The 25,610-nt window shown below is 51.8% G+C and carries 22 protein-coding genes, 1 tRNA gene and 1 pseudogene; 5 read left to right on the forward strand and 19 right to left on the reverse strand.

From position 1 onward, the window contains the following. Window positions 1–45: 45 nt before the first annotated feature. Both B5E82_RS00425 and B5E82_RS00430 read right to left on the reverse strand, forming a co-directional pair. Entirely contained in the window at window positions 46–1,158 is a 1,113-nt protein-coding gene (locus tag B5E82_RS00425; RefSeq protein ID WP_087305225.1) for an SH3 domain-containing protein, read from the reverse strand. A 167-nt stretch (window positions 1,159–1,325) separates the two neighbouring features. Next, entirely contained in the window at window positions 1,326–2,216 is an 891-nt protein-coding gene (locus B5E82_RS00430; RefSeq protein WP_087305227.1) for a DUF5688 family protein, read from the reverse strand. A 188-nt stretch (window positions 2,217–2,404) separates the two neighbouring features. On the opposite strand from B5E82_RS00430, the gene B5E82_RS00435 reads away from it, so the two are divergent. Beyond that, window positions 2,405–2,477 (forward strand) — tRNA-Arg (locus tag B5E82_RS00435). A gap of 255 nt (window positions 2,478–2,732) precedes the next feature. Here the strand turns inward: B5E82_RS00435 and efp are convergent. The 5 genes and pseudogenes from efp to nrdR form a co-directional block, all read right to left on the reverse strand. After that, window positions 2,733–3,290: an elongation factor P gene (gene efp / locus B5E82_RS00440; protein WP_087305229.1), complete on the reverse strand. Its 558-nt coding sequence runs from the start codon at window positions 3,288–3,290 to the stop codon at window positions 2,733–2,735. A gap of 132 nt (window positions 3,291–3,422) precedes the next feature. Continuing rightward, the gene (locus tag B5E82_RS00445) at window positions 3,423–4,496 is read right to left on the reverse strand and encodes a M24 family metallopeptidase (RefSeq protein ID WP_087305231.1); all 1,074 of its coding nucleotides are present in this window, start codon (window positions 4,494–4,496) and stop codon (window positions 3,423–3,425) included. A 3-nt stretch (window positions 4,497–4,499) separates the two neighbouring features. Beyond that, on the reverse strand, window positions 4,500–5,036 hold the full coding sequence (locus tag B5E82_RS18795; protein ID WP_275533153.1) for a YqeG family HAD IIIA-type phosphatase: 537 nt from the start codon (window positions 5,034–5,036) through the stop codon (window positions 4,500–4,502). 9 nt (window positions 5,037–5,045) lie between these two features. Further along, window positions 5,046–5,897, reverse strand: a pseudogene (locus tag B5E82_RS18800) (DMT family transporter); the annotation flags it as partial. A gap of 16 nt (window positions 5,898–5,913) precedes the next feature. Further along, window positions 5,914–6,366 (reverse strand): transcriptional regulator NrdR, encoded by a 453-nt coding sequence (nrdR, locus tag B5E82_RS00455; RefSeq protein WP_087305667.1) that lies wholly within the window; start codon window positions 6,364–6,366, stop codon window positions 5,914–5,916. 231 nt (window positions 6,367–6,597) lie between these two features. On the opposite strand from nrdR, the gene B5E82_RS00460 reads away from it, so the two are divergent. Beyond that, window positions 6,598–6,894: a YlmC/YmxH family sporulation protein gene (locus B5E82_RS00460; protein WP_087305233.1), complete on the forward strand. Its 297-nt coding sequence runs from the start codon at window positions 6,598–6,600 to the stop codon at window positions 6,892–6,894. 102 nt (window positions 6,895–6,996) lie between these two features. Here B5E82_RS00460 and B5E82_RS00465 read toward each other — a convergent pair whose 3' ends face one another. The 3 genes from B5E82_RS00465 to B5E82_RS00475 form a co-directional block, all read right to left on the reverse strand. Further along, a complete protein-coding gene (locus tag B5E82_RS00465) occupies window positions 6,997–8,811 on the reverse strand; it encodes a M56 family metallopeptidase (RefSeq protein ID WP_087305235.1) in 1,815 nt (604 codons plus the stop codon). Then, window positions 8,808–9,224 (reverse strand): BlaI/MecI/CopY family transcriptional regulator, encoded by a 417-nt coding sequence (locus tag B5E82_RS00470; protein WP_087305237.1) that lies wholly within the window; start codon window positions 9,222–9,224, stop codon window positions 8,808–8,810. The genes B5E82_RS00465 and B5E82_RS00470 overlap by 4 nt, the downstream gene beginning before the upstream one ends. Before the next feature lie 204 nt (window positions 9,225–9,428). Beyond that, window positions 9,429–9,929 carry a CarD family transcriptional regulator gene (locus B5E82_RS00475; protein WP_087305239.1) on the reverse strand — a complete coding sequence of 167 codons (501 nt, stop codon included), beginning with the start codon at window positions 9,927–9,929 and terminating at the stop codon, window positions 9,429–9,431. Window positions 9,930–10,406: 477 nt separating this feature from the next. Here B5E82_RS00475 and sigG point away from each other — a divergent pair, with 477 nt between their 5' ends. Then, a complete protein-coding gene (sigG, locus tag B5E82_RS00485; protein WP_087305243.1) occupies window positions 10,407–11,189 on the forward strand; it encodes an RNA polymerase sporulation sigma factor SigG in 783 nt (260 codons plus the stop codon). Between the two features lie 62 nt (window positions 11,190–11,251). On the opposite strand, the gene abc-f is transcribed toward sigG, so the two are convergent. From abc-f to B5E82_RS00500, 3 genes are all read right to left on the reverse strand, one after another. After that, the gene (gene abc-f / locus B5E82_RS00490) at window positions 11,252–12,832 is read right to left on the reverse strand and encodes a ribosomal protection-like ABC-F family protein (protein WP_087305668.1); all 1,581 of its coding nucleotides are present in this window, start codon (window positions 12,830–12,832) and stop codon (window positions 11,252–11,254) included. A gap of 470 nt (window positions 12,833–13,302) precedes the next feature. Then, window positions 13,303–15,549 (reverse strand): beta-propeller domain-containing protein, encoded by a 2,247-nt coding sequence (locus B5E82_RS00495; protein WP_087305244.1) that lies wholly within the window; start codon window positions 15,547–15,549, stop codon window positions 13,303–13,305. Then, complete coding sequence (locus tag B5E82_RS00500) at window positions 15,546–16,043, reverse strand: RNA polymerase sigma factor (RefSeq protein WP_087305246.1); 498 nt, start codon at window positions 16,041–16,043, stop codon at window positions 15,546–15,548. The genes B5E82_RS00495 and B5E82_RS00500 overlap by 4 nt, the downstream gene beginning before the upstream one ends. Window positions 16,044–16,269: 226 nt before the next feature. Here B5E82_RS00500 and B5E82_RS00505 point away from each other — a divergent pair, with 226 nt between their 5' ends. Further along, window positions 16,270–17,061: a sigma-E processing peptidase SpoIIGA gene (locus B5E82_RS00505; protein WP_087305248.1), complete on the forward strand. Its 792-nt coding sequence runs from the start codon at window positions 16,270–16,272 to the stop codon at window positions 17,059–17,061. Window positions 17,062–17,155: 94 nt separating this feature from the next. Further along, window positions 17,156–17,896: an RNA polymerase sporulation sigma factor SigE gene (sigE, locus tag B5E82_RS00510; RefSeq protein WP_087305250.1), complete on the forward strand. Its 741-nt coding sequence runs from the start codon at window positions 17,156–17,158 to the stop codon at window positions 17,894–17,896. 126 nt (window positions 17,897–18,022) lie between these two features. Here the strand turns inward: sigE and B5E82_RS00515 are convergent, their stop codons facing one another. The 6 genes from B5E82_RS00515 to B5E82_RS00540 all read right to left on the reverse strand — a co-directional run bounded on the left by B5E82_RS00515 (window position 18,023) and on the right by B5E82_RS00540 (window position 25,560). Further along, window positions 18,023–19,405 (reverse strand): aldehyde dehydrogenase, encoded by a 1,383-nt coding sequence (locus B5E82_RS00515; protein ID WP_087305252.1) that lies wholly within the window; start codon window positions 19,403–19,405, stop codon window positions 18,023–18,025. Window positions 19,406–19,408: 3 nt separating this feature from the next. Further along, window positions 19,409–20,608: an iron-containing alcohol dehydrogenase gene (locus B5E82_RS00520; protein WP_087305255.1), complete on the reverse strand. Its 1,200-nt coding sequence runs from the start codon at window positions 20,606–20,608 to the stop codon at window positions 19,409–19,411. A 360-nt stretch (window positions 20,609–20,968) separates the two neighbouring features. After that, a complete protein-coding gene (gene ftsZ, locus B5E82_RS00525; RefSeq protein WP_087305669.1) occupies window positions 20,969–22,123 on the reverse strand; it encodes a cell division protein FtsZ in 1,155 nt (384 codons plus the stop codon). Between the two features lie 217 nt (window positions 22,124–22,340). After that, entirely contained in the window at window positions 22,341–23,081 is a 741-nt protein-coding gene (locus B5E82_RS00530; protein ID WP_140393055.1) for a cell division protein FtsQ/DivIB, read from the reverse strand. 63 nt (window positions 23,082–23,144) lie between these two features. Next, the gene (gene murA / locus B5E82_RS00535) at window positions 23,145–24,389 is read right to left on the reverse strand and encodes a UDP-N-acetylglucosamine 1-carboxyvinyltransferase (protein WP_087305670.1); all 1,245 of its coding nucleotides are present in this window, start codon (window positions 24,387–24,389) and stop codon (window positions 23,145–23,147) included. Window positions 24,390–24,441: 52 nt separating this feature from the next. Then, a complete protein-coding gene (locus B5E82_RS00540) occupies window positions 24,442–25,560 on the reverse strand; it encodes an FtsW/RodA/SpoVE family cell cycle protein (RefSeq protein ID WP_087305259.1) in 1,119 nt (372 codons plus the stop codon). Window positions 25,561–25,610 lie beyond the last annotated feature (50 nt).

Below are 25,610 nucleotides of genomic sequence, written 5' to 3' on the forward strand. Positions count from 1 at the left end.
GGAAAAATCTTCCCCCTGTGCCGGCGCCTCCGCTGCCGATATCTGTTACTCCAGATACTGTGTCATACAGTAGCATTCTGTTCCATTATAATTAATCTTGCTCCAGCCATCATCGTAGCTCTCGATCTGCGTCACGCTCTCGCCCTGGTAAGCCGTTCCCAGATACTCCGCCTCTGTGCTGGGCTCAGCACGCAGCCTTACGCTTTCCGTGAAACGCGTCTCTCTGTTCTGCGCTGTAGCTGTGCTCTCTTCTGCGGGCTGCTCTTCGGTGGTCTCCTCCGGCGTTTCCTCCGCAGGCTGTTCTTCTGTAGTCTCTTCCGCGGGCTGTTCCTCCGTGGTCTCCTCCGGCGTTTCTTCCGCAGGCTGTTCCTCCGTGGTCTCTGCGGTCTCTGCAGAATCACTGCTTCCTTCCGCTATCCGCAGATAACGCTCCTCCTGCTCTGCAAGGTTCGCGTCCGCAGCCTTCGCCTCCTCGTATTTTGTGCGCACTTCCTCACGCAGAGCAAGCACGTCGTCCTCCTGCGCCGTCTCTTCCACATACGCGTTCAGCTCTTCGCTGGCTTCCCCATTGAAAATCACGAGATTCCCCTCGTCATTCGTATATACATAGAGCGCGGAAAGTCCGGGGGCCGCCGTATCAATCTGAGCAAACTTCAGTTCATAGTACACAAATACCAGATAGGAACCATCCTCAAGACCTTTTTTCGTATAGCAGGAAATGTTCTGATAGCCTTCTACCAGATCCTTGGAACGCAGAATACGGTTCTGCTCTTCTTCGCTGGTGGTATCTTCCACAGATGCCAGACCCTCCATATCGCCTGCCGCCATATAATTATAGTAATTCTGTACAAGCTCGTTCACTGCCGGATAAGCATCCTTCTCCAGCGGGTTAACGCTCGCCGTAGCCTCAGCGTCTACCGCCGCTGCTCCCGAAACCACAGCGCCCTGCTGATCTCCCGTATCCTGAGACGCATCTGCCGCTGCCGCCGCGCTGTCTTCCCCTGAAGACGAGCCGCCGCCCATCAGGCTGACTCCGGCCAAAACCACAAGGCAGAACGCTACGCACCCTACCGCCACCTGGCGCTTATATTTTACAATCCAGTCTCCGACCTTATCTTTACTCCATTTTTCTTTCAGATTATCTACGGAAAATTTCATACATGCCTCCTGCTTCGAAATGCTATATTCTAAAAAAGAAGATTCATCCCAAAAATGTAACAATTTTGTAACAAAACGATTGTAGCAAACTTACAGCAAAAAGGCAACCTTAAATTGTGACAATTTTGTGAACATTTTCACTCAGATAACCCCATATCGGTCATAAATTAGTTTTCTATCAGGGTAAGCTTCCCGGAATCGGGAGAATAAAGATAAATATTGTCTGAAAGTATTTCCGTACTGCGCACCTGCGTGCGGTTGATATCCCGCACCATGGAGACAAGCTCCCGCTCATCGCTCACTGCCGAGACAGGCACCATAATTACCTCGTGAATGCTGCTGGGAAGCAGATAAAAAGCTTCTTCCAGCCTGTCCGCGCAGGACTTCAGAATGCCATCGTAAAGAATACAGGCCGCCCCCAGTGCTTTTCTTGAATTCGTCAGCACATACATGGGCACTCCCGTCTCTTCCGGTTCTTCCATTCCTTCCGACAGCTCGCTTATCACCTCTGACATACTCTGCAGTCTGGCCGGAAGCAGCTTCACGGAATTTTCCTTCGCGTCCCGGTACAGATCGCTGCAGCTGATTTTCCAGAGTTTCATATGGCTGTTATGAATCAATATGGTGGCATTTCCCACGGGCGTATCTGTCAGAAGACAGTAAAATACAATCGCCAGATCCAGAAACGGCAGATGGGGAATCTTTTTCAGAAGCTCACGGTTCTTTTCCGCATTGATGAGCTTATACACCACCGTAGCCTTCAGCCGTCTGTAGTCCGTGAAAAAGTCCATATCAAACCTTTCTTCAATGCTGGTATCTTCGCAGCATTCCAGAATCTGGTCACAGATATACTTCAGAGAGCGGCCGTCCAGATACTCTCTGTAATAGGCATCCATATAAATAGTAGGCGCTATTCTTTGCCCCTGCCGCCGAATCGACAGGCCGTCCATAATCACTCCGTTGTTTTTCTCCAGCGGGAGCAGCTCCAGCTTTGTGCCGCAGGGCAGAGACTCCCTCAAAAACCCTGTGACTGATCCTATAAATTCCTGATAATTCATGATTCCTTCCTTTCTTGAATTTTAATTTTAAATACTTCCTTGGGGATTTCTGCAGCGAAGCACTGCCTGAATTAGAAGATGCTTTCATTGTACTGGAATATTTTGGATTTTTCAAGTATATTTTTCAAAAAAAATTTCTGCTTGCACAATTTTATATTTTGTTGTAGAATATCTCAAGTAGCCATTATGCATCTGTAGCTCAGTGGATAGAGCACTGGCCTCCGACGCCAGGTGCCGCTAGTTCGAATCTAGTCAGATGCAGACTATAAAGGAGTCTGGAATTCCCCAAAGGAATCCCAGGCTCCTTTTTCTGCCGCTTTCTTTTCTTTTGTTCCGCCTTTCTTTTCTTCTGCCTTTCCTGGTTAGCACAGAAAATCGGCGCTGACAAAAAAGACTGCCCCTCTCAGCCGCCGGTATCCATATCCTACCGCCAAGCCGGTGAAGCAGTCTCTTCCATGCTTTTATGTTGCTCTTACAACGTCTTATCTGATAGCCCGATTGCCCTGTCAGACCCTCTTATACTCTGGACAGATACTCGCCTGTACGGGTATCGATCTTGATCTTGTCGCCCTGGTCTACGAACAGCGGAACGTATACGACAGCGCCTGTCTCTACGGTAGCCGGCTTGGTAGCTCCGGTAGCCGTATCTCCCTTGAAGCCCGGCTCTGTGTCGGTGATCTCCAGCTCTACAAAGAGAGGCGGCTCAACAGCGAACACGTTTCCATTATAGGAACATACCTTAACCATCTCGTTCTCTTTTACAAACTTCAGGGAATCTCCGATATCCTCTTTGTTCAGCGCGATCTGATCGTAATTCTCTGTGTTCATGAAATGGAACAGATCACCGTCGGAATACAGGTACTGCATCTCTACACGGTCGATTCTCGCCTGGGGGAATTTCTCGGTGGGGCGGAAAGTCTTCTCTACCACGCCTCCATTGATGATGTTCTTAAGTTTTGTTCTTACGAAAGCTGCGCCCTTGCCCGGCTTTACATGCTGAAACTCCAGAATCTGATATACGTTTCCTTCGATCTCAAGGGTAACGCCGTTTCTAAAATCTCCTGCTGAAATCATTCTTAACTCTTCCTCCTAATGTCTTAAGCGCAGCTTTTTCTCTCTCTGCGCGCCAAATTTTAATCTGTAACTGTCTCAGTCGCAGTTACCTGAATTTATTCTATAATAAAACCTCTGCTTTTTCAAGCCCTTTTATAACTCGATCAGCTCTTTCGGCGATGTGGTGAGATTCCGGATTCCTGTTTCCGTCAGCACCACCATATCTTCGATGCGCACGCCTCCGAAGCCGGGAATGTAAATGCCGGGCTCTACCGTCTCTATCATGCCGGGCAGAAGCACTGTCTCATCCCGGGTGGACAATGCAGGCTTTTCATGAATCTCCAGGCCCACCGAATGGCCCAGTCCGTGGCCGAAATACTCCCCGTATCCCGCCTTTTCAATCACATCTCTGGCAAGGCGGTCTCCTTCCGTTCCGGTCATACCCGGGCGGAGGCCCTCCAGCGCCGCCTGCTGAGCTTCCAGCACAATCTGATAGATTTCTTTCTGCCGCGGGTCTGCCTTTCCGATCACTACCGTCCGCGTCATATCCGAGCAGTAGCCCTGATAACGGCAGCCGAAGTCCATCGTGACAAAATCGCCGTTTTCCAGGGGCTTTTCCGTGGGCACGGCATGGGGCATCGCCGAATGGTATCCAGAGGCCACAATCGTGTCAAAGCTTGTGCCTTCCGCCCCGTGGCTCCTCATGAAATATTCCAGCTTCGCCGCAATCTGAAGTTCCGTAACTCCGGGCTTCAGCTCATTTAAAATATAGGAAAAGGCTTCATCTCCAATGCGCTCCGCCCGCTCCATCCGGTCAAGCTCCTCCGGGCTCTTTATTTTCCGGAAGGAAGAAAGCGCGTCTCCCAGCATTCTCCAGCACTCCGGCGGGAGCCCCGCCTCCTGCTGCAGCTCTCTTACCGTGCCGTAAAGCATGGCGTCTTCCTCAAATCCCAGATTTTCCACCTGTTCTTCTTTGAGGAGTTGTGCCAAAAGCTTTCCATATCCCAGATCTCTCCGGATCGTCCGCACCTCACAGCCCTTTCCCTCTTCCTCTGCCTGCAGGGTATACCGGCTGTCTGTCAGAATCACACCTCGTTTTTCAGACACATAAAGATAGCTCTCCGTCCCCGCAAAACCACTCAGATAACGGATATTGGCCGGGCAGGCCGCAAGAACCGCATCCAGCTTTCTTTCCCTCAGCAGGACTTTCATCTGTTCCAGTTTCATGGTTTATCCATTCCTTTCTTTTCTGCATTTTCTCAGATAAAAGAACAGTATGATCTTTTCCAGGTAACGCTTCAGCACAATCTGAATCTCTTCTCTCGGATTCATGGGCTTTACCAGAATCGAATAGATCCCCGTTCTGTTCGCTCCCCACACGTCCGTAAAAAGCTGATCTCCCACAAAAAGCGTATCCGGCAGCTTCGTCCCCATCTTTTCCATTCCCTCCTGATATCCTCTCCGGGAGGGCTTGCCCGCCTTATACACGTAAGGCGTGTTCATCGCCTCTGCAAAGGGCGTCACCCTGGGTTCTTTATTATTGGAAATCAGACAGGTGGCAAAACCCATGGCGTGGAGCCGCTCAAAAAGCTCCACGCTCTGCCGGGTGGCGGGGGCGTCGTGGGGTACCAGCGTGTTGTCAATATCGAAGAGGATTCCTCTGTATCCTTTCTGATACAGTTCCTCAAAGTCAATCTCATATGTGGAATCCATATATTTTTTCGGATAAAAGGCTCCGAAAAGGGAACCGCCGCTGTATTCTGACACAAAGATACCTCCTACAATCAGCACCGCGCCCACAAAACCGGCTCCGGTGATCTTCTCGTCCAGCACAATGGCCGCAGCCACCATGGTGATAAACGGATTCAGATAGATGTAATTGTTGGTATTGACCAGCCCGATACGCTCAATAGCCCGGTTCCAGGCCACATAGCACAGAGCGCTGCCCAGAAGTCCCAGAAACAGAAGGCAGAACAGATTTTCCGCTTTCAGAAGGGGCAGGGGAGACGGCAGCCCTTTTCCCCAGGTGGCAAAGGGCGCCGTCACAATCACCGCGTAAAAGGCCATACGCCTTGTCAGAGACAGGCTGTCATACCTTCCCACATAGCCTTTGAGCAGCACCGAATAGACACCCCAGGATAACGCGGCCAGAATAGACAGAGCGTCTCCCAGCGGGTTCAGCTTCAGCACATAGGTTCCGTTAAATACCACAAGCACTACGCCTGCTATGGCAATCACAAAGCCTGCCCAGATCCGGCCGTTCAGTTTTTCGTCCTTTGTGAAAATATGGGCGAGCACTGCCGTAAAAATCGGCGCCGCCGCCAGAATGATACTCACATTGGAAGCCAGGGTGTAAGTCAGGGCCGTATTTTCAAAAAAATAGTAAAGAGAAACTCCTGACAGAGAAAGGGCGAATATCCCGGCTTCTTCTTTCAGGCTCACCGGCTTTTCGATCCTCCGTGTCAGAAGCAGGAGGAGCACCCAGGCAAGAAAGAAGCGCATCAGCATAATCTGAAGCGCATCGTAATCCCGGAGCAGGGTCTTTGTCGCCACGAAGGTGGTCCCCCAGATAATAATGGTAATCAGGGCCAGCAGATGTCCTGCCGCCCTGTCATTTTTTCTGGTCATTCATTCCTGTCCTTTTCTATTTATCCAGCATTTTTTTCAGCTCGCTTAAGAAAGTGTTCACATCCTTAAACTCTCTGTAAACGGAAGCAAAGCGGACATAAGCGACGGAATCCAGCTCTTTGAGCCTGTCCATCACCATCTCTCCGATGACGCTGCTTGGGATCTCCCGCTCCTCCCGGTTGAAAATATCGCTCTCTATGGTATCAATCATGGCGTTGATATCCTTGAGCGGAACCGGCCGCTTATGGCAGGCCCGCAATACGCCATCCTCGATCTTGCTCCGGTCGTAATGTTCCCGGTTGTTATCCTTTTTTATGACAATCACAGGGATCGTCTCAATCTTCTCATAAGTGGTAAACCGCTTTCCGCAGGCATCACAGAGACGCCTTCTGCGGATGGAACAGTTGTCATCCGCCGGTCTGGAATCGATTACGCGCGTATTTTCCTGACTGCAAAATGGGCATTTCATAACGTACCTCCCGTGTTCTTCCTGCGCATTCGGCGGGCCGCCCTGCGGCGCCCCGCCGATAGAAGTAGTATAGTACAGATTTCTCTTTTCTGTCAATTAAATTTCTTTTTCGAAAGTCTCTGTATATAAATTTCTTTTCCGAAAATCTCTGTATTTCTCCGGCCGCTCTTCTTTGTATTTCTTTTCCAGAGTATCTCTGCATAAGATGTAAAAAGACATTGGGAGATCCTTATGACTTTCTGTGAACTTCGTGAAAAGGACGTAATCAATATCCGTGACTGCCGGAGGATGGGTCATGTATGCGATCTGGTTTTTGACCCGAAAAACGGCTGCATCCTGGCTATCGTCACTTCATCCAGTGAAAAAATCTGGGGAATCCTCGGCAAGGACAGCGAATGCGAGATTCCCTGGTGCAAAATCCGGCAGATCGGGCCTGATATTATTCTGGTAGATCTGGAGCACGACAAGGGACACGGGACTGGAGGAGGCTCCGGCCGCCCCGACTTCGGTCCGCCGCCCCGGAAATAACATCTATTCCTATCTGCTGTTTTTCAGGGCATCCGGCTTTCAGCGCCAGAAGGCGGAAAGAGCAAAAGCCCCTTCCGCCTTCCTGAACATCCGGCCCGGCTGTCACATGTTGATCTCTCCGTCATCCGGCAGCCAGATTTCACTGCCCTCTGAAAGTCCCGGCTGTATCATTCTGACCCTGATTGCCGTATCCGCAAAACGATACGTCACAATCGCCGAGCCATCCTCCTGCATCTTCGTCTCGCTTGTCCCGCCGCTGACATGCAGTGTTTCCTCGAGGGCCCTTACTGGCGTGGAAAATACCGTTCCGTAATATTCCGGATTCGTGCCCTCCAGATCATGGTAAATCAGCCAGTCCGCAGCGCTTCTGCTCCCATCCACCGGTTCATAGTAATCGGGCGTCCAGTCTCTATAAGCCTCCTGTATCTCCGCAAGCGAAGCAAACTCAAAAAACGTACGACGTTCCCAGCCTGACACCTGATACGCATCCCCGTCCCGCTCCAGCGTCAGGTAATCCTTCCACACGTACCAGAGAGGCTCGCTTGTCAGGGCCGGATAAGTGATTTCTGCGGTCAGCGATATCACATTGTCCTCCGCGTCAAGACCAGCGTAAACCGTTATCACCGGATCAGCCGCCAGATAGGGACTGGACCATCCCATCGTTAAGACTTCTTCCCCGTTCTCATCCGCTGCCCTTTCAATCCCCAGCTCTTCCGCCCTTGCCTGAAGCTCCGGCGAAAGCATTTCATAGACTGCCGCCGCGTCCCGGTGTCCGGCCGCTTCGGCCCACTTCTGCAGAAAACGCTCTTCTTCTGAGGCGGAGGCGTCCTCTGCGGACAGATCCATTTCTCCTCTTATAAATATGCTGGTGGGGCCGTCCGCCCCTCCTATGATATCCACAGCCTCCTGCCCGGAAGGATTGGAAAGGCAGAACAAAAGCCCCGCAAGCACCAGCAGCAGCGCCGCGGTGACGGCCGCCCGCTTTTTCTTTTTATACTTCAGGACATTACGGATTCTGGCCTTCACGGAGCTTTCCCCGAAAGCCAGAGGACTTCCTGCCGGAAATCCCCCGGGCACAGCCAGGGAAAGCAGGAACTCTCCGTAGTTCTCCTTCTGTTCCTCACCCACGGCCTCAAGAACACGCTCATCACAGCTCATCTCCATATCCCGCGCAAGAAGCGCAAAGGCAAGCCAGAGAAGCGGATTGAACCAGTGCAGAACCACAATCAGCCAGGCCAGCATTTTAAACTGATGGTCATGCCGCTTCACATGAATCTTCTCATGCCTGAGCACGAACTCCCTCTTCTGTCCCGCAAGGCCGGCAGGCAGGTATATCCCCGGCCGGAAAAAGCCCAGCACAAAGGCCGTGGAAATCTGATCCGTCTCACAGATTCCTTCTTCGGTCCGTATGGCCGCCGCTGTTCTCCGGCGCAGGCGGAGCCAGGAAAAGAGGCCCCAGGCCAGAAGTAAAACCACGCCTGCCGCCCAAAGCCCAAACAGGATCTGTGGCAGCATATTCCCTCCGGCCGCGGCCTGGGCCGCGAGCGCTCCCGTCTGGGCGCCTGTTCCCGTTCCGACGGCAGCGGCAGCTCCCGCTGCCGCAGAAGAAGCCGCGCCGCCGGCCTGGGAGGCTGCGTCTCCCGGTCCGAGAAGTCCGGAAAGGCGCGCCGCCTGATAGGGTTCCGGCGAGAAGGTAAGCTGGCTGCCTTTCGTTCTCATAAAAGAGAAGAAACGGAAGGCGCTGAATGGCGACGAATAGGAAAACGGGCATACCGCCCGGATAAATACAGCGGACCACAACAGATAAAAATATTTTCTGGACAGAGGCCGCAGCGCCAGCCGGAACAGAAGCACAATCCATACCGTCAAGGACGCCGCCAGGCTCAAATCCAGCAGTGTCATCAGCCATCCCCTCATGTCGCGTCCCCCTCCCCTTTCTTCTGTACCTTTCCGCCGGAAGCCCCGGAGCTTTTCTCCCTGCTCTCGTCAATCAGCCGTTTCAGTTCTTCCGCTTCCTCCTCCGTAATCTTCTTTTCACCAAGAAAAGCCGCCACAAACCGGGGCAGAGAGCGGTCAAACCACTTTTCTACCACAGCCTGGCTCTCATACCGTTGCACGTCCTCCCGTTTTACAAGCGATGTAACGACAGAATTTTCATTTTTCAGAATTCTCCTTTCACAGAGTTTCCTAAGCACCGTATAGGTGGTAGACTTCTTCCAGCCAAGCCGGGGAAGGCAGGCTTTGTAGAGTTCGGTGGAGCTTAAGGGTTCCAATTCCCACACAATTTCCATCAGGCGGTATTCCGCGTCATAAAGCTTCAGTTCTTCCATGGCTATTCTGTTTCCTTCCTCTGTGTCTGCATTCTTGGTTTATTTCAATAAATCGGTTTATCTAAATAAACCTTATCACAGAGAAAATCTTCTGTCAATGGAAAAAAAGAAAAAATTACCGGAAAATCAGTATTCTGATCTCCCGGTTCTTTCTTCCTGCGGCTTACGCGTCCTGTTTTTCCGTCCGGCTCCCTTCAGAGGTTTTCACTCTGCCACATGTCTTCCAATATACGCGCGCATATCCTCCTTCGGAAGATTCAGGGCTATGGAAAGCTCCTCATAAAGCTGTTCCTCTGCTGCGTGAAAATACCGCTCATCTATCATAGCAGCCTTTTTCCCCTGGGCGATTCTCTCCTGACCCCGAAGGTAAGAAGTCTTGATAATCCGTACCCACTGCCTGGGATCGCCGCTGCGGATCGCTTCCTTATACTGACGTTCCCGTTCTTTATCATTTTTTTCCAGCAGCGCTTCGATTTCAGAAATTTCATCCACCAGCTTTCGGGCCTCATCTCTTGACATCACAGCCCGCATGGCTGTCTTCTCGTTATCCACCGGCGTAAAAATGGTGCTTCCCTTCTGAAAACAGGGGCGGAGCACATAATACAGCCTTCCTTCTGCCGTTCCCTTCATATCCAGTTCTGTAATCTCTTCTACCTGGCATACTCCTTTCATTCCGTAAACTACATAATCTCCTGGTTCAAACATGATTCAGCCTCCTTTCCTGCTGTTTTCGCCATATTCCTATTATTCCCAAAATTTTCAGACAGACACGGCTTGCACCTTTTACCGCGCAAAAAAACCGTACGCCTGTGAGCGAAACGGTTCTCCATCTATCTGCCCGCAGCGGACAGAACTGCATATCTTCAGCCGCCTATATTGATATAATAACAGAAAATTTCAATGATTTCTAATTGTTTTTCCTCTGTTCTTTTCTTTTCATCTATTCTGCACAAAATATCTTTGAGACTGTTTGTGCAGATTTACTTGTAAAAACAGTTTTTAATGCCACAGCTCTTCCGCTTCTTCTCTCTTTTGTCAAGGTCCAATAATTTTTTTATTTTCCTCCGCCTGCGCATAGAAAACTTTCTGCTGGAAATCTTGTAAGTATCGAAAGCGCCAGCCGCCGGAAAACAGTTTCCGGCCGGCGCGCATAAGTACAGCGGACAGGAGGTTTTCATTAGAATGGCACTGAACAAAGTCGAAATCTGCGGAGTAAACACAGCAAAGCTTCCTCTTCTGAAGCCGGAAGAAAAAGAAGCTTTGTGGGAACGGATCACACAGGGAGATAAAGAGGCAAGAGAACTGTACATCAAAGGAAATCTGCGTCTGGTTTTAAGCGTTATCAAACGCTTCTCCGCCAGCAGCGAGAACGCGGACGATCTGTTTCAAATCGGCTGCATCGGTCTGATGAAGGCCATCGATAATTTCGACGATAAGCTTGGCGTCAAATTTTCCACCTACGCCGTTCCCATGATCATCGGCGAGATCCGCCGATATCTGCGGGACAATAACGCCATCCGGGTCAGCCGTTCCCTGCGCGACACAGCCTACAAGGCCATCTACGCGAAAGAAGGGCTGACCCGGAAAAACTCCAGGGAACCTACCATCAGCGAAATCGCAGAAGAGATCGGCATCCCGGATGAAGATATCATTTTTGCGCTGGACGCCATTCAAAGTCCTGTGAGCCTCTATGAACCTGTCTACACAGAAGGCGGCGACACCCTCTATGTCATGGATCAGATCAGCGACAAGAAAAACAGGGAAGAACTCTGGATCGAAGAGCTTTCCTTAAACGAAGCCATGAAAAAACTGCCGGAACGGGAGAACTATATCATCTCCCTGCGTTTCTTCGAGGGCAAGACTCAGATGGAGGTAGCCGAAGAAATCGGCATCTCTCAGGCACAGGTCAGCCGTCTGGAAAAAAACGCCTTAAAAAGTATGCGGAACTATCTGAAGCTGGGATAAAATAAGGAGGCAGCTTTTCACACTGCCTCCCGTTTTTCTTTTCGCGGCTTATGCCTGCCTGATCAATAATCCGGTGTAGATGCGCCGAACTCCACCGTCTTCGTACCTATCCGGTCCGTAAATGCCTTATCATGTTCCACCAGCAGCATCGTGGGCCGGTATTTCACCAGCAGTTCCTCTATCTGCATTCTGGAAAACACGTCAATGAAATTCAGCGGCTCGTCCCAGATATACAGATGGGCCTGCTCACAGAGGCTTCTGGCGATCAGCACCTTTTTCTTCTGGCCTCCGCTGTAATCTTCCATGTTCTTTTCAAACTGGCCCCGATCAAAGTCCAGCTTTCGAAGCAGCGCCAGAAAAAGCGAAAGATCCAGTCCGTACTTTTCTGCATAGTCCGTCAGGCGGCCCCTCAGATGGCTGGTGTCCTGAGGCACATAGGAAATGCGCAGGCCGCTGGCTGGCTCTATGGTTCCTTCCCAGCTGATTCTGTCTGAAGCGTCCTGGCCGTCCGCGCAGGCCGCCCTTTCTTCCGCAGCCTGTATCACCGCCTTCAGAATACTGGATTTTCCGCATCCGTTCCGGCCTTTCAGCACCACGCAGTCCCCGTTATTCACCCGGAACTCTGCTTCCGGCAGCACCTTCCGCCCGCCGTCCGGCTGCTCATAGAAGATACGGACCTCCGACAGGCTTACCAATATCTCTTTGTGATGGCGGAGCGGAAACAGTTTCAAATCCTCTGTGGTCTCCAGATTTTTCAAAAGGCCTTCCTTCTCCTCTATAGCCCGCTCCTGACGGTGTTCCAGATTCTTTCTCCGCCGCTGCATTTTTCTTGACTTTTCTCCAATCAGCGGCCGTCTTCCTTTTATGGTGCTTCCTTTTTTCTGCGCTTCTGCCGCCGCTTTTTTTCCAAGCTTTCTCGCTTCCAGCGCGTCCGCCCACTGCTCCTTGACCCGGGCAGAGCTCTCCAGCCTTCGGATGTCCTGCTTCAGGCGCTCATTTTCGGCCTGCTCCCAGGCGTCTTTCCGCTGCTTTTCTTCCCACCAGACAGAGAAGTTTCCTTTGTATACTTCGATATTCGTCCTGTTGATGACCAGCACATGATCCACGCACTGATCCAGGAAATCACGATCATGGGACACCAGAATAAAACCCTTTTTGCCCTTCAGGTATTCCCGGACGCTGGCACGCCCCTCCTGATCCAGATGGTTCGTGGGCTCGTCAATGAGCAGGAACTGATTCTCCCTGGAAAACAAGACCGCCAGCATCACCTTCGTTCTCTCTCCGTTGCTTAAAGTAGAAAAAGCCCGGTACAGCACGTCTGCGTCCACATGGAGAAGTGTCAGCTCCCGGCACAGCTTCCAGAACTCATAGTCTGGATACAGTTCTTCCACAATCTCCAGAACTGTTTTTTCCATATCCTTTACCTCGAATGGAAAGTAGTCAAAGCTTTCCTCCGAGGCGATGCTGCCTCTGTATTCATACGCTCCCATCAGAAGCTTCAGAAACGTGGTCTTTCCCCGTCCGTTTCTTGCGATAAAACCCAGTTTCCAGTCTGTATCAATCTGAAAGGACACGTCCTCGAAAATATTGTCGGAACTTCCCTCATAATAAAACGTCAGATGATTGACGCTGATTAGCGACATAAAAATCCCTCCCATGCACAAAACGCGGTATCTCTCCGGCTCTGCGTGTCCGGATTTTCCGCGCGCGAAAAAGGCGCAGGAATAAACTTCCTGCACCCGTTCTCTCACAATTCTGTCCTGTATGGAAGGGCATAAAGCCGCACTCCGCGGAAAATCCCAAATCAGCTCTCCGCTGCGATAATTTTTTCACCCTTATTTCAGAAAGAGAATCGTTCTGTAATGTAAGAAGATATTATTCCTGCCCGCATGACAAACGAAGCCTTCCGGCCGGCTGTTCCGCCTGTATTTTCGTCATGCTTTTTTCTATTTCCCAATTAGCAGGCAATAATAATCATCCTTACACCTCTCTTTCGTTCTTCTCTTTCTCTAACATAATACCTGGCAGGCTGTTTGTCAAGGAAATTTACATCTATATTTTCTGTACTCTCCTTATCCCATAGTTTCATCTGGCCGGCAGGTCCTCACAGGCCCTATTTCACCGGAAGCTCTTCTGTCAGCTCCCCTGTTTCCAGGCTGTATTCCTGTACGCTTCCGCCCTGGATCAGAAGGAAAAAGCGCTCTCCGATAAAGGTTCCCCGGCAGCTGCCGTAAAAGCCTGCCGTCGATTCTATCTCAATCTCCAGCTTCTGTACAAACGCCCCCTCTTCATAAGAAAAGAGAAGATATGCCTGGACAAAGGAGCCCTCTCTGGTACCCTGGACCTCAAAGCCGATCAGGTTCTGCTCCGGATCAATCAGAAGGCTTTTGTGATCGTAAAGGGCCGGGCTGAAAACATATCTCCAGTTCTCTCCCGCAAGCCGCAGCCTTGTCTTCTCAGAAAGCTCTGCCGGGCTGCTGATATCAAACATGGAAAGCTTCAGCTCCTGCTGCTCTCCTGTCTCTTCGTCCGCCTCCACGCCAAGCCCCAGCAGAAGCTCTCCGCTGTAAGCGTGAAGGTACTCTGAAAAACCGCTTACCTTAAGCTCAGAAAGAAGCCTGGGTTCCTCCGGATTGCTCACATCCACCGCAAACAGTGGATCGGTCTGACGGAAAGTAACAAAATACGCTGTATCCCCCAGAAAACGGGCGGAATAGATCTGTTCACCCGCTGCCAGGCCTTCTATCTTCCCTGTAATCTCCAGGTTCTCATTCAGAATATAGAGGCCGTTTGTCAATCCATCGTCTCCCTCCGGAATCACATACTCATAGCCCAGCGTCTCTCCGGTCGTGTCATCCGTCACTTTCCGGCGGATATATTCCGTGGCCGTGGTTACCACACGCAGTTCTTCTCCCTTCTGGTCCAGGGAAAAACTGTCTGAAACCCTTCCAGGCACACGTCCTTCCGCTTTCGCCAGAAAGGCTCCGTCCCCATAGGAAAATTTCAGGATCTGCGTATAATCCTGCAGTGTTTCCGCATCGGCTTCCTCTTCCGCCGTGTCCGTTCCATAGGTAAGCGCCGCTCCTGTTTCCTCATAAACCGAATGCCAGGAAGCCAGATAAATGCTGTCCGCGCTTACATAAAATACGCCACTGTCCGCAAGTACGGCCCGGCTTTCCAGAAGCTCCTCCGGATGCTTCAGATCGATGGAAACCATCACCAGGTATTCCTGCCCGCCCGCATTTTCCGGACACACAATTTTTTCCGCCGGAATCAGACTGCCGTCCACTTCCGGGATATAGGTCTCATAATCTTCTTCTTTTCCGTCCGGCGACGGCGTAAAGAAGGTAAAGCCGTAAAAATATCCGTCTGACAGTCTGGAGGTGCTGCAGGCGCCATCCACCGTAAAGGTTTTTACCAGACCGGGATTTTCCCGATCGGAAATGTCATAAACATGGATTTTCGTATACTGCCTGGAAGCATACAGCACCTCTCCCGTGCATACTGCTATACGGGAATTTTCCGCCCTGTCTCCGGAAACCGAACTTCCGCTTTCCTCCTCTGATACGGCATCACCGGCAGATACATAATCCGCTGTATAATAGCCGTCTTCCAGCACGACCAGCAGGTCTTCCCAAACATAAAATTCCCTGGGATATTCGAACCTTCCTACAAAGGCTGTCTCCCGAAGGCCGTCTCTGGTATCCACAATCTGAACTCCCTGATATTCCTTCCCCGTTTCATCCTTCCGGCCGGCAAGCTGGTAGAGGTACCGTCCGTCATTTTTCACTGTATCCCCCTCATCTACTCCTTCCGTCCGTACATTTGTCTGTCCGTAAGCATTCTGCACGCTGTCCGCGGAAGCTTCCGCCTTGTTCTCTTCCATGACATTTCCCTGCAGAGCATCCTCCGTATTCTCTTCCTCCTCACGGACAGCTCCATTCCAGCTCTGTATTCCCCGGAAATCCTCCCTCAGGATCTCATAGATCTCTTCATAGCTTTTTTCCGCAAACTGAAGCGTATCCTGCTGCTCCGGCGCGCCTTTGTCTGGCTGCGCCGCTTCCCCGGAGCCTTCCGATTCTGTCCCGGTTTCCTGTACCGTCATCTGCTCCCGGCCCTGACCGCCGCTTTCCGGAAACAGCAGTCCTGACCGGTACACTCCCAGCAGCCCCGCTCCGACAAGGCAGAAGCAGGCCGCTGCTGCCAGCTCCCGGCGGAACCGATGGAATTTCTCTTTTGCGCGTTTTTCCGTATGCTCTTTTATGGTTTCTTCCATCCATTCCGGCTTCAGATTCTCCGGAACCGGAAGTCTTTTCCCATCTTCTTTCAGTCTGTCAAACAGAACCCTGCATTTTTTCATACGCTCTCCTCCTCCTGCTGCAGCTTCCGCTCCAGCTTCTTCAAGGCTCTCCGGTAACGGGACCGAACCGTGCTGTGTCTGCGTTTCAGGATTCCTGCGATTTCTTCTCCCTTATAGCCGCCGAATACGGAAAGGAGGATAATCATACGTTCTTCCTCATCAAGACCCGACAACAGCTCCAGAATCTCCAGCCTCTCCGTCAGGCCTCCCTCCGCCGCCGTTCCCTTTTCAGCATTTCCCTCCTGCAGAGGATTTTCTGACGGATACCCCCGCAGCGCCCGCCTGCGCAGACTTTTTTTGCAGACATTTGCCAGGATCTGAAAGATCCAGGCCCGGAAAGCTTCCTTCCGCCTCAGCTTTCCAAAATTTTCCCAGGCTGCCAGAACCGCATCCTGTACCGCGTCCTCCGCGTCCGCTCCATTTCCCAGGTAATAATATGCCACCCGGTACAGATCCTGATATACCGTCTCATACAGCTTCATGAATTCTTCCATCCCCACACCTCATATGCATATGCCGCCCTTGCCTTTTTCTGAAATGCATTTCTATAAAATAAGAGTCTCACAGATGCGCAAATGTTGCAAGCCGGGAAAATTTTTCACCTCTTCCGGCCGCGAAAGCCGTCGAAAAACAGCAGAAAAATTTCTCCCCTTTCTCCCTTCCTTTGACATATTTCGCAGAACACCTTCCCTATAATGAGGGACAGAAAGAAGGTGGACTGTGTATTATGCGCTGTACATAGATGTGCTGTTTCTGGAAAACCTGCTGCTGGACTATCTGCTGCTGACCATTACGGCAAGACTGATGAAACTTGCTCCCGGTGTGATCCGCAGAAGTTTATCTGCCGCCCTGGGGAGCCTGCTGTTCTGTCTGGCCTGTGTATTCCTTCCGCGGTGCCCTGCGCCGGTTTTTCTTCTTCTCCACGCTGCGGCCGCGGCTGTCATGGCCTGGTCCGGTCTTGGAATCCGGGACCTGCGCTCACTGGGAAAAGCCCTGATTCTGCTTTATCTCTGCAGTTTTCTGCTGGGCGGAATCTTCGGCTGGCTTCAAAGAGTGTTAAGACTTCCCGTATATCCATTTCTCGGTCTTTCGCTCATCAGCTGCTGGCTTCTGTCCCTGGGAATGAGCTGGCTGATGAGGTTCCGCAGAGAAAGACAGCGCCTGTATCCCGTAACCATAAGCTTCCGCGGACGCTCTGTCCGGACCAGAGGGCTTATCGATACGGGCAACGCCCTCCGGGACCCTGTCTTCGGCAAACCGGTCAGCGTCCTGGACCCGGAGCTTCAGCTTGAACTTTTGGGAGCGGAAAACCCCCTCTTTTATCCTGTGCCTTTTCACAGCATCGGAAAAAAAGCCGGGCTGCTTCCTGCATTTTACGCAGATTTTCTTCAGATTGAGACAGAGGACGGCTCTCTCTGCCAGATAGAACGCCCCCTGCTCGGAGTTACAAAAGAACCACTTTCTTCCAAAAAAGAATACGGCATACTGCTGCATCCGGATCTGCTGGATTGACCATCGTTCCCGCAGACCGTCAGACGGGCCGGGCCGTATCTGGAAAGCAGAATACGGCACCACACACACCAATTTTGAGGAGGAAATAAAGACAATGCTGATTAAAGTGGCAATTCCGAACCAGATCCAATTAAAATTAGTGCCGAGTTTTTCTGCCTTTTTTATGGGGAAGCAAAACGACGTTCATTATATCGGAGGCGCTGAGGTGCTTCCGGCTCCTCTGGAGGCCGAAGAGGAGGCCCGCGCCATCCAGGAGCTTGGCACCGAAACAGGAAACGCAGCCCGTTCCCTGCTCATCGAGCACAATCTCCGCCTGGTTGTATACATAGCCAAAAAATTTGACAACACAGGCGTCGGCGTGGAGGACCTGATCTCTATCGGAACCATTGGACTTATTAAGGCCATTAATACCTTCAACAGCAGCAAAAACATCAAGCTGGCCACCTATGCCTCCCGCTGCATCGAAAATGAAATTCTGATGTATCTGCGCCGAAACAACAAAACACGAATGGAGGTCTCCATTGATGAACCCCTGAATGTGGACTGGGACGGCAATGAGCTTCTGCTCTCGGATATTCTGGGAACAGACGAGGATGTAATCTACCGGGATATTGAGACAGAGATGGAGCGCAAGCTCCTCGACAAGGCCATTCAAAAGCTTTCCGAACGGGAGCGTACCATCGTGGAACTCCGTTTCGGTCTGAAGAACCCGCTGGGCCAGGAGATGACGCAGAAGGAGGTAGCGGATCTGCTGGGAATCTCCCAGTCCTATATCTCCAGGCTGGAAAAGAAGATTATAAGAAGGCTGAAAAAAGAAATTATGAAATACGAATAGACAAATACGACAGGGAGAAGAACGGCTCGTAAAACCATTCTTCTCCCTGTCTCAGTTATTTCTCAGGCATCCTGCTCCCTGTAATAATTTTTTGCTGAAAGAGCGCCGGCGCCGGTAAGAATCCTGTCACTTCAAAAATGTCCGGATCATCTTTTCCTTCTTCTTCGTATAAGGCTGATAGCGCATGGGCAGATCGATCCAGTTGTATTTCTTCACAATGCTCTTCTCATGGCTGAAGGTGTCGAAGCTCTTTTTCCCATGATAAGATCCCATGCCGCTGTTCCCTACGCCGCCGAATCCCATCTCTGAGGTGGCCAGATGGATGATGGTGTCATTGACGCAGCCGCCGCCAAAAGACGCCCTCCGAAGGAACATCCGCTCTGTCTCCTTATCCTGCGTAAAGATGTAGAAGGCCAGAGGCTTAGGCCGGCTGTTCACGAAGGCAAGCGCCTCATTCATAGAGTCTACGGTAATCACGGGCAGCAGCGGTCCGAAAATTTCCTCCTGCATCACCGCGTCCTCCGGTACTACGCCGTCCAGAACGGCAGGAGCTATCTGCAGAGTCTCTTCGTTTCTCGATCCTCCGAAAATCAGCTTCTTTTCATCTATAAGTCCCAGAAGGCGGTCGAAATGCTTTCGGTTTATAATCTTTCCATAATCGGGATTCTCAAGAGGGCTCTCCCCATACATCTGCGCGATCTCCTTCTTGAGGTATTCAAGGAAGCGCTCCTTTACCTTCCTGTCAATCAGCACGTAATCAGGAGCTACGCAGGTCTGGCCGCAGTTCAGATATTTTCCAAAGGCCACTCTTCTGGCCGCCAGCTTCAGATTCGCCGTTTCATCAATGATGCAGGGGCTCTTTCCTCCCAGCTCCAGCGTCACGGGCGTCAGGTGGGCGCTTGCCTTCTCCATGACCATTTTCCCCACATTGACGCCTCCGGTAAAGAAGATATAATCAAACTTCTGGGCAAGCAGTCCCTGATTCTCCTGTCTTCCCCCTTCTACGACAGCTACATATTCCTCCGGGAAGATATTCCGCAGCAGTTTCGCCATGACGGCTGAAGTCTCCGGAGAATAGGCCGAAGGCTTTACGACACAGCAGTTTCCGGCAGCGAGAGCGCCGATCAGAGGCTCCAGCGTCAGAAGTACCGGATAGTTCCAGGGCGACATAACCAGCACAACCCCATAAGGCTCCTGTACCGTAAAGCTTCTGGCGTGAAACTGAGCCAGAGGCGTGCGGACTCTCTTATTCCGGCTCCAGGAACGCAGATGGCGTCTCACATAGCCGAGCTCCGACAGCGTAAGTCCCACCTCGCACATATAGCTTTCGATCCGGGATTTCCCGAGATCCGCCTTTAAAGCCCGGCAAAGCTCTTCCTCTCCCTCCCTGAGCGCCTTTTCCAGCCGCTCCAGCGCCTGAAGGCGCATGTCTACGGAGAGCGTCTTTCCTTCCGCAAAATAGGCTCTCTGCCTTTCCACCAGCTTTTCCAGATTCTTTTCTGCGTCCATCTCTTACTCCTTCACTGCATCATAGATTGCTTCCAGCTCTTTCCGGTTCATCAGCCTGGGGACCGGATACAGAGGATTGCCCTCCTTATCCGCATGCTTTGCCATGACGCGGATATCCTCTTCCTGAATGCCGGAAAGCTTTCTGGGAATTCCCATATCGTCATTCATCTGCTGTACCCAGTCAATGAAAAGCTCTGCCGTCTCAGCATCTCCCAGAGCCTGATCCACCACTCCCGTATTCCGGGCCAGACGGGCCAGCTTCTTTTCACAGGAAGAGCCATACATACGCAGAACCACAGGAAGTATAACCGCGTTGGCCAGTCCATGAGGGGTGCCGTACTGTCCGCCCAGGGAATGGGCTACCGCATGCACATAGCCTACGTAAGATTTGGTAAAGGCCACGCCTGCACAGTAAGCCGCCTTCAGCATTCCTTTTCTGGCCGCCTTATTATGCCCGTCTTCATAAGCCGTCTTCAGGTGCTGGTGAATCAGGCGCACAGCTTCCTCTGCCATGGCTCTTGTCTCTTTTGTAGTAGAGCCTCCGATATACGCCTCCACCGCATGGGTCAGGGCGTCCATGCCTGTGGTAGCAGTGATATTTTTGGGCAGGCCCACTGTCTCATGATAATCCAGAACCGCGTAAAGGGGAATCAGGCTGAAATCGTTAATAGGGTATTTATAGTGGCGCTCACTGTCTGTAATGACAGCCGCCAGCGTCGTCTCGCTTCCCGTTCCCGCCGTGGTAGGAACCGCAATCAGAAGCGGCAGCCTCTTATGCACCTTCAGAAGCCCTTTCATCTGGCTGATGCTCTGGTTCGGCTTTACAATCCTCGCTCCCGCAGCCTTGGCACAGTCCATGGAAGAGCCGCCGCCAAAGGCAATAATCGCCTGGGCTCCATGCTCCAGATAAAGCTCTCTCGCCTCCTCTACATTCCAGATGGTCGGATTGGCAACCGTGCGATCATAGACGCAGCAGTCAATTCCATTTTCTTCCAGAGTCCTTTCCAGGAATTCTGTCAGTCCCATGGAGCGGATTCCAGCGTCAGTGACAAGCATCACCGAATCCACCTTCCATTTCCGGCACACCTCCGGAATTTCTTTTACCGAATGCAGAAGCTTTGGCTTCCGGTAAGGAAGAAACGGCAGCGCCGCCCGGAATGCCTTCTGAAAGATTCTGCAGTATACTTTCCTTAACACAAACATGTTCTCTTCTCCTGTATCATTTCTGTCCGCGGGCTGGAAAATACCCGCCTGCGGCTGGCAAACTTCTTTTCTATATTGCTCCAATTTTTTCAAAAGATCAAGTGTTTTTTGACAAATCAACAACTGCAAATTCTGCAGCCAAATGGACGCGTAAGCGCAAAGTCAAGAAGGCGGCCTGGACCACGTCCGCCACTGCCCGCGGGAATAAAAGAGAGAAGCCCCGTCCTGTAATCTCAAACCTGCAGGACTGAAGCTCCTCCCCTTCTATCTGTTTCTATCCGTTTTTATCTGTCTGTAGTTGTTTCTGATTGTTCCTGTCTGCCATCATCCGCCGCATTTCTTCGGAAAACGGGCCATTCTTTACTTATTTCTCTGCAGAAACTCCGGAATCTTAATTTCAGTCTCCGGAATCTTGCTCTCCGGACGCTTCGGAGTATTCAGACCCGGAAGAGGTTTGAATACAGGCGTATCTGTCTGTGTCCCGGTCTGGCTGTGGGACACTGCGGAAGACGTCTTGGAAGCCGCGCTCGGGATCTTTCCGAAGCTGCTGCTCTTGGGCAGCACCTTGGTGGAGCTCTTCTCATCCAGTCCGGTGGCGATTACTGTAATAGACGCTTCATCGGTGTATGTATCATCATACATCGCACCAAAGATAATATTCGCGTCGTCGCCGGCCAGATCCTGTACGAAGCTGGCTGCGTCGTTGGCATCCATAAGAGAGATATCTCCGGAAATATTGATAATCACATGAGAAGCGCCCACGATGGTCGTCTCCAGAAGCGGGCTTGCCACTGCCTGCTTAACCGCGTCGAGAGCCTTATCGTCTCCTTTGCCGGAACCGATTCCGATATGAGCGATGCCCTTGTCCGTCATTACCGTCTGCACATCCGCAAAGTCCAGATTGATCAGGGCAGGAAGATTAATCAGGTCCGTGATACCCTGTACCGCCTGCTGCAGCACTTCATCCGCTTTCTTCAATGCGTCCGGCATGGTAGTACGCCGATCCACAATCTCCAGAAGCTTGTCATTGGGGATCACAATCAGAGTATCCACGCTTTCTTTCAGCTTCTGGATACCTGTCAGCGCATTATTCATACGTGTCTTGGCCTCAAATTTAAAAGGCTTCGTCACAACGCCTACCGTCAAAATTCCCATATCTTTGGCAAGCCTTGCCACTACCGGCGCTCCGCCGGTACCCGTGCCGCCGCCCATACCGCAGGTGACGAATACCATATCCGCTCCCTGGATGGCTTCCTTAATCTCCTCGATGCTCTCTTCTGCCGCCTTCTCGCCGATCTCCGGCTTCGCTCCCGCTCCAAGTCCTTTCGTCAGCTTCTCACCAATCTGAATGGTCCGCTCCGCCTTGCAGAGCTGCAGGGCCTGCCTGTCCGTATTGATTCCTATAAATTCTACTCCGCCGATCTGCTCATCTATCATCCGGTTCACGGCATTATTTCCGGCGCCGCCGACTCCAATCACAATAATTCTCGCCGCCGATTCCGTATCATTCATCATAATCTCAAGCAAGATCCTGTCCTCCTATCCCTGTCCTATCTATCTATCTAATATTTCTCTAAAGTCTTATCTTCGGAATTTTCTCATACAATATATGATAACTTTTTTTCCATAATTAATCAACCTTTATTTATAAGTTTTCCAAAAAATATTTTTCCTATTCAGCCATGCGCAGAAATGTAAAAAAGGCTGTAAAAACGCCTCTGCCGGCCTTCTTCTAATCCTGCTCAAAGCTGATGAATTTGGAATCATCCGTGTAATTTTCCATGTGAAAGACGCCGGAACGTCCTTCCAGATCCGGGAAAAGATCGTAAAGCCTTCCCACCTTTTCCTCCAGTGAGCCGCTGTTCCCAAGAGCTACTCTTACCTGGTCGAAGTAGAGGGTCAGAGAAAGGTCGTCTGAAAATTCGATTCTGTCCGGCGAAAGCTCATATTTTTTCACAAGCTGGGTGATGGTCAGAATCCGGTTGAAAATGGAATCATCGTCCACCGCCAGCTTCTGATAGAGGGCCAGAGCGTTGAACTTCAGCCCCGAGATGCAGGGAACTCCGGTCTTCACCTCCGAGGAACATTCCACTACCACGCCATCCTGGTCAAAATAAAAGTTGGAGCCCATATAAGACACGTAGCCTACGATGCTTTTTTCATAGACGCGGATTCTCACCTTTCCCGGGGCCAGAAGACTGACCTCCACCTTGTCCACAAACGGAATCTCTTCCGTCTTAAAATATTTATATTTCAGATAAAGGAACAGGGAATTGGAAGTATACCTGTCCGTAATGACTTTGTCCTGAATCTCCTGGCTGGTATAAAAACTGTTTCCCGTCACTTCCACCTCACGGATCTGAAACAGGGTGACCGCAAGCGTCCCTGCCAGCAGCAGCCCCAGAACCAGGACGGCTGCCACCAGGAATCCTCTGCCCCTTTTCTGCTTTTTTTCCTTTCTGTGAATTCTCATATATCTGTTTCCTTCCACGTACCTGTCTGTACTCTCCTGTCAGGCTCCGTGTATCTGTCAGGATCAGTGTACCACAACTCCAAGATCTTTTAAATCCCTGATTATATTTTCATATCCCCGAGCAATATAATGGTACTGACAGATTCTGCTCTTTCCTTCTGCGGCAGCGGCAGCAATGCACAAGGCCGCTCCGCCCCGCAGCTCCTTCGCCTCCACCTGGGCTCCCGTAAGCCTTTTTACGCCGGTGATACACGCCCTGTCATCCCGAATCCGGATATCCGCCCCCATCCGTCCAAGTTCTTCCGCAATTTTAAAACGCGCCTCAAAAATGTGTTCCTGAATCACGCTTGTTCCATCCGCCACGCAGAGCGCCGCCATCAGCGGAGACTGCAGATCCGTTGGAAAACCGGGATAAGGGGCGGTATCCGTCCGAAATCCTCCCCGGCTCCTTCCGGGACACCAGAGCAGCAGACTGTCCCCGCTGCTTTCCTGCCTGGCTCCCATCTGCCGCAGCACCTGGCGGACGGCGCCAAGCTGATGAAAGGGCACCTCCCGCAGCAGCACCTTGCCTCCCGCGGCCGCGGCAAGCAGCATATAGGTCCCCGCCACAATACGGTCCGGCATAATGCGGTACTCTGTCCCGTGAAGCTCCTTTACCCCTCTGATCCGGACAGTATCCGTGCCGGCTCCTTCTATGTCCGCCCCCATGCAGGCCAGGAAGCGGCAGAGCTCCAGGATTTCCGGCTCTCTGGCGGCATTCTCAAGGACTGTCACGCCTTCTGCCCGCGCGGCAAGCAGCACTACATTTTCCGTGGCTCCTACGCTGGGAAAGGGAAGGCGGATATGGGCTCCCTTCGGACAGCGGCAGACAGCCCGCAGGCCCTCCGGCTCTTCCCAGAGCTCCGCTCCCATCCGGCGCAGGGCTTCCAGATGCAGATCGATGGGCCGTTTTCCTATGACGCAGCCCCCCGGATAGGGGAGGAATGCCTCTCCCATTCTGGCCAGAAGGCTTCCCAGCAGCATGATGGAAGAACGCATGACGCCGGCGTAATCCTCCGGCGCCCGGCCGGAATGAAGCGTCTCCGCGTCTATAATCAACCTGGTCCCCTCCCGGCAGATCCGGCAGCCATAACCTTTGAGAATTTCCAGCATGGAAGCCACGTCCGAGATATCCGGGCAGTTATCAATCACAGTGGTTCCCGGGCATTGCAGAGCAGCGGAGAGAATCGGAAGCACCGCATTTTTTGACCCCTGTATGCGGACTTCGCCGCAGAGCGGACTGCCGCCCTCGATTTCCAGATAATCCAAAGCCTTTCCCTCCACGGTTCTCACTATACCTATAAGATATGCCGGCAGGGCGTTATGGTTCCTGCCGGACATGCCTGGAGACGTTCAGGGCCAGCCCCATCTCCGACAGAAGGAAAAGCACAGAGGTTCCTCCATAACTCACAAAAGGAAGGGTGATTCCTGTATTGGGAATCGTGTTGGTTACGACTGCGATATTCAGGATCACCTGGATCAGGATGTGTCCCATGATCCCGGCCGCGATCAGGCTGCCCAGAAGATCCGGCACGTGCACCGCGATCATCAGAAGGCGCCAGACCAGAAGCAGGAAAAGCAGCATCAAAAGCAGCGCTCCCAGAAGACCGAATTCCTCACAAACAATGGAAAAAATCATATCATTCTGAGCCTCCGGCACAAATCCCAGCTTCTGCATACTATTGCCATATCCCACGCCAAACAGGCCGCCGGAGCCGATGGCATAAAGCCCCTGAAGCGTCTGATAGCCCTTTTCGTAGGCCTCCGGATTTCTCCAGATGGCCAGGCGCTCCAGCCGGTAAGACTCCACGCTTAGGAAAATAGCCAGGAATCCCACGCCCAGTCCGCCCATGGCAATGAACTGCAGGTACTTTGGGCTGGCGGTAAAGACCAGAATGACCGCGATTCCCATAATGATAATGGCCGTGCTCAGATTGTTGGTTCCTACCAGTCCCACAATGGGCAGAATCAAAAGCATCACCAGAAACATCTGCTTTAAAGAGGTCATCTTCTTCACCCGCCGGCTGATCACGGAAGCCAGAAGCACAATCACAGCCAGCTTCGCAAACTCCGAGGGCTGGAAAGAAAGCGGACCGATGGAAAGCCACCGTTTGGAACCATTGTACTCGTCTCCGAAAAACAACACCGCCGTAGACAGCACCAGAGACAGAAGGTAGCCCAGCCACGCAAGCCGCTCCCATCTGTGGTAATCAATTCCGGACACCACATACATGGCTGCCAGCCCCAGAGAAGTGGCAAAAAACTGCTTTTTCAGATAATAGGCCTTATCGGCAAACTTCACCTGTCCGTTCCAGGAGCTGGTGCTGTAAAGCACAACAAGTCCGAATCCCACCAGAATCAGCACGACCAGCAGCAAACTGTAGTCGAAAGGCTCCCGCCTTTGCTTTTTTCCCTTTCCGGTGGAATCCGGACCTGTCATATAACCTCCGTTCCGAAGCCCCGGCGGGACTTCCCCAGATCCCGTCTGTG

Origin of the sequence: Lachnoclostridium sp. An138 (assembly GCF_002160765.1) — a bacterium.
Lineage (GTDB): Bacteria > Bacillota > Clostridia > Lachnospirales > Lachnospiraceae > Laedolimicola > Laedolimicola faecalis.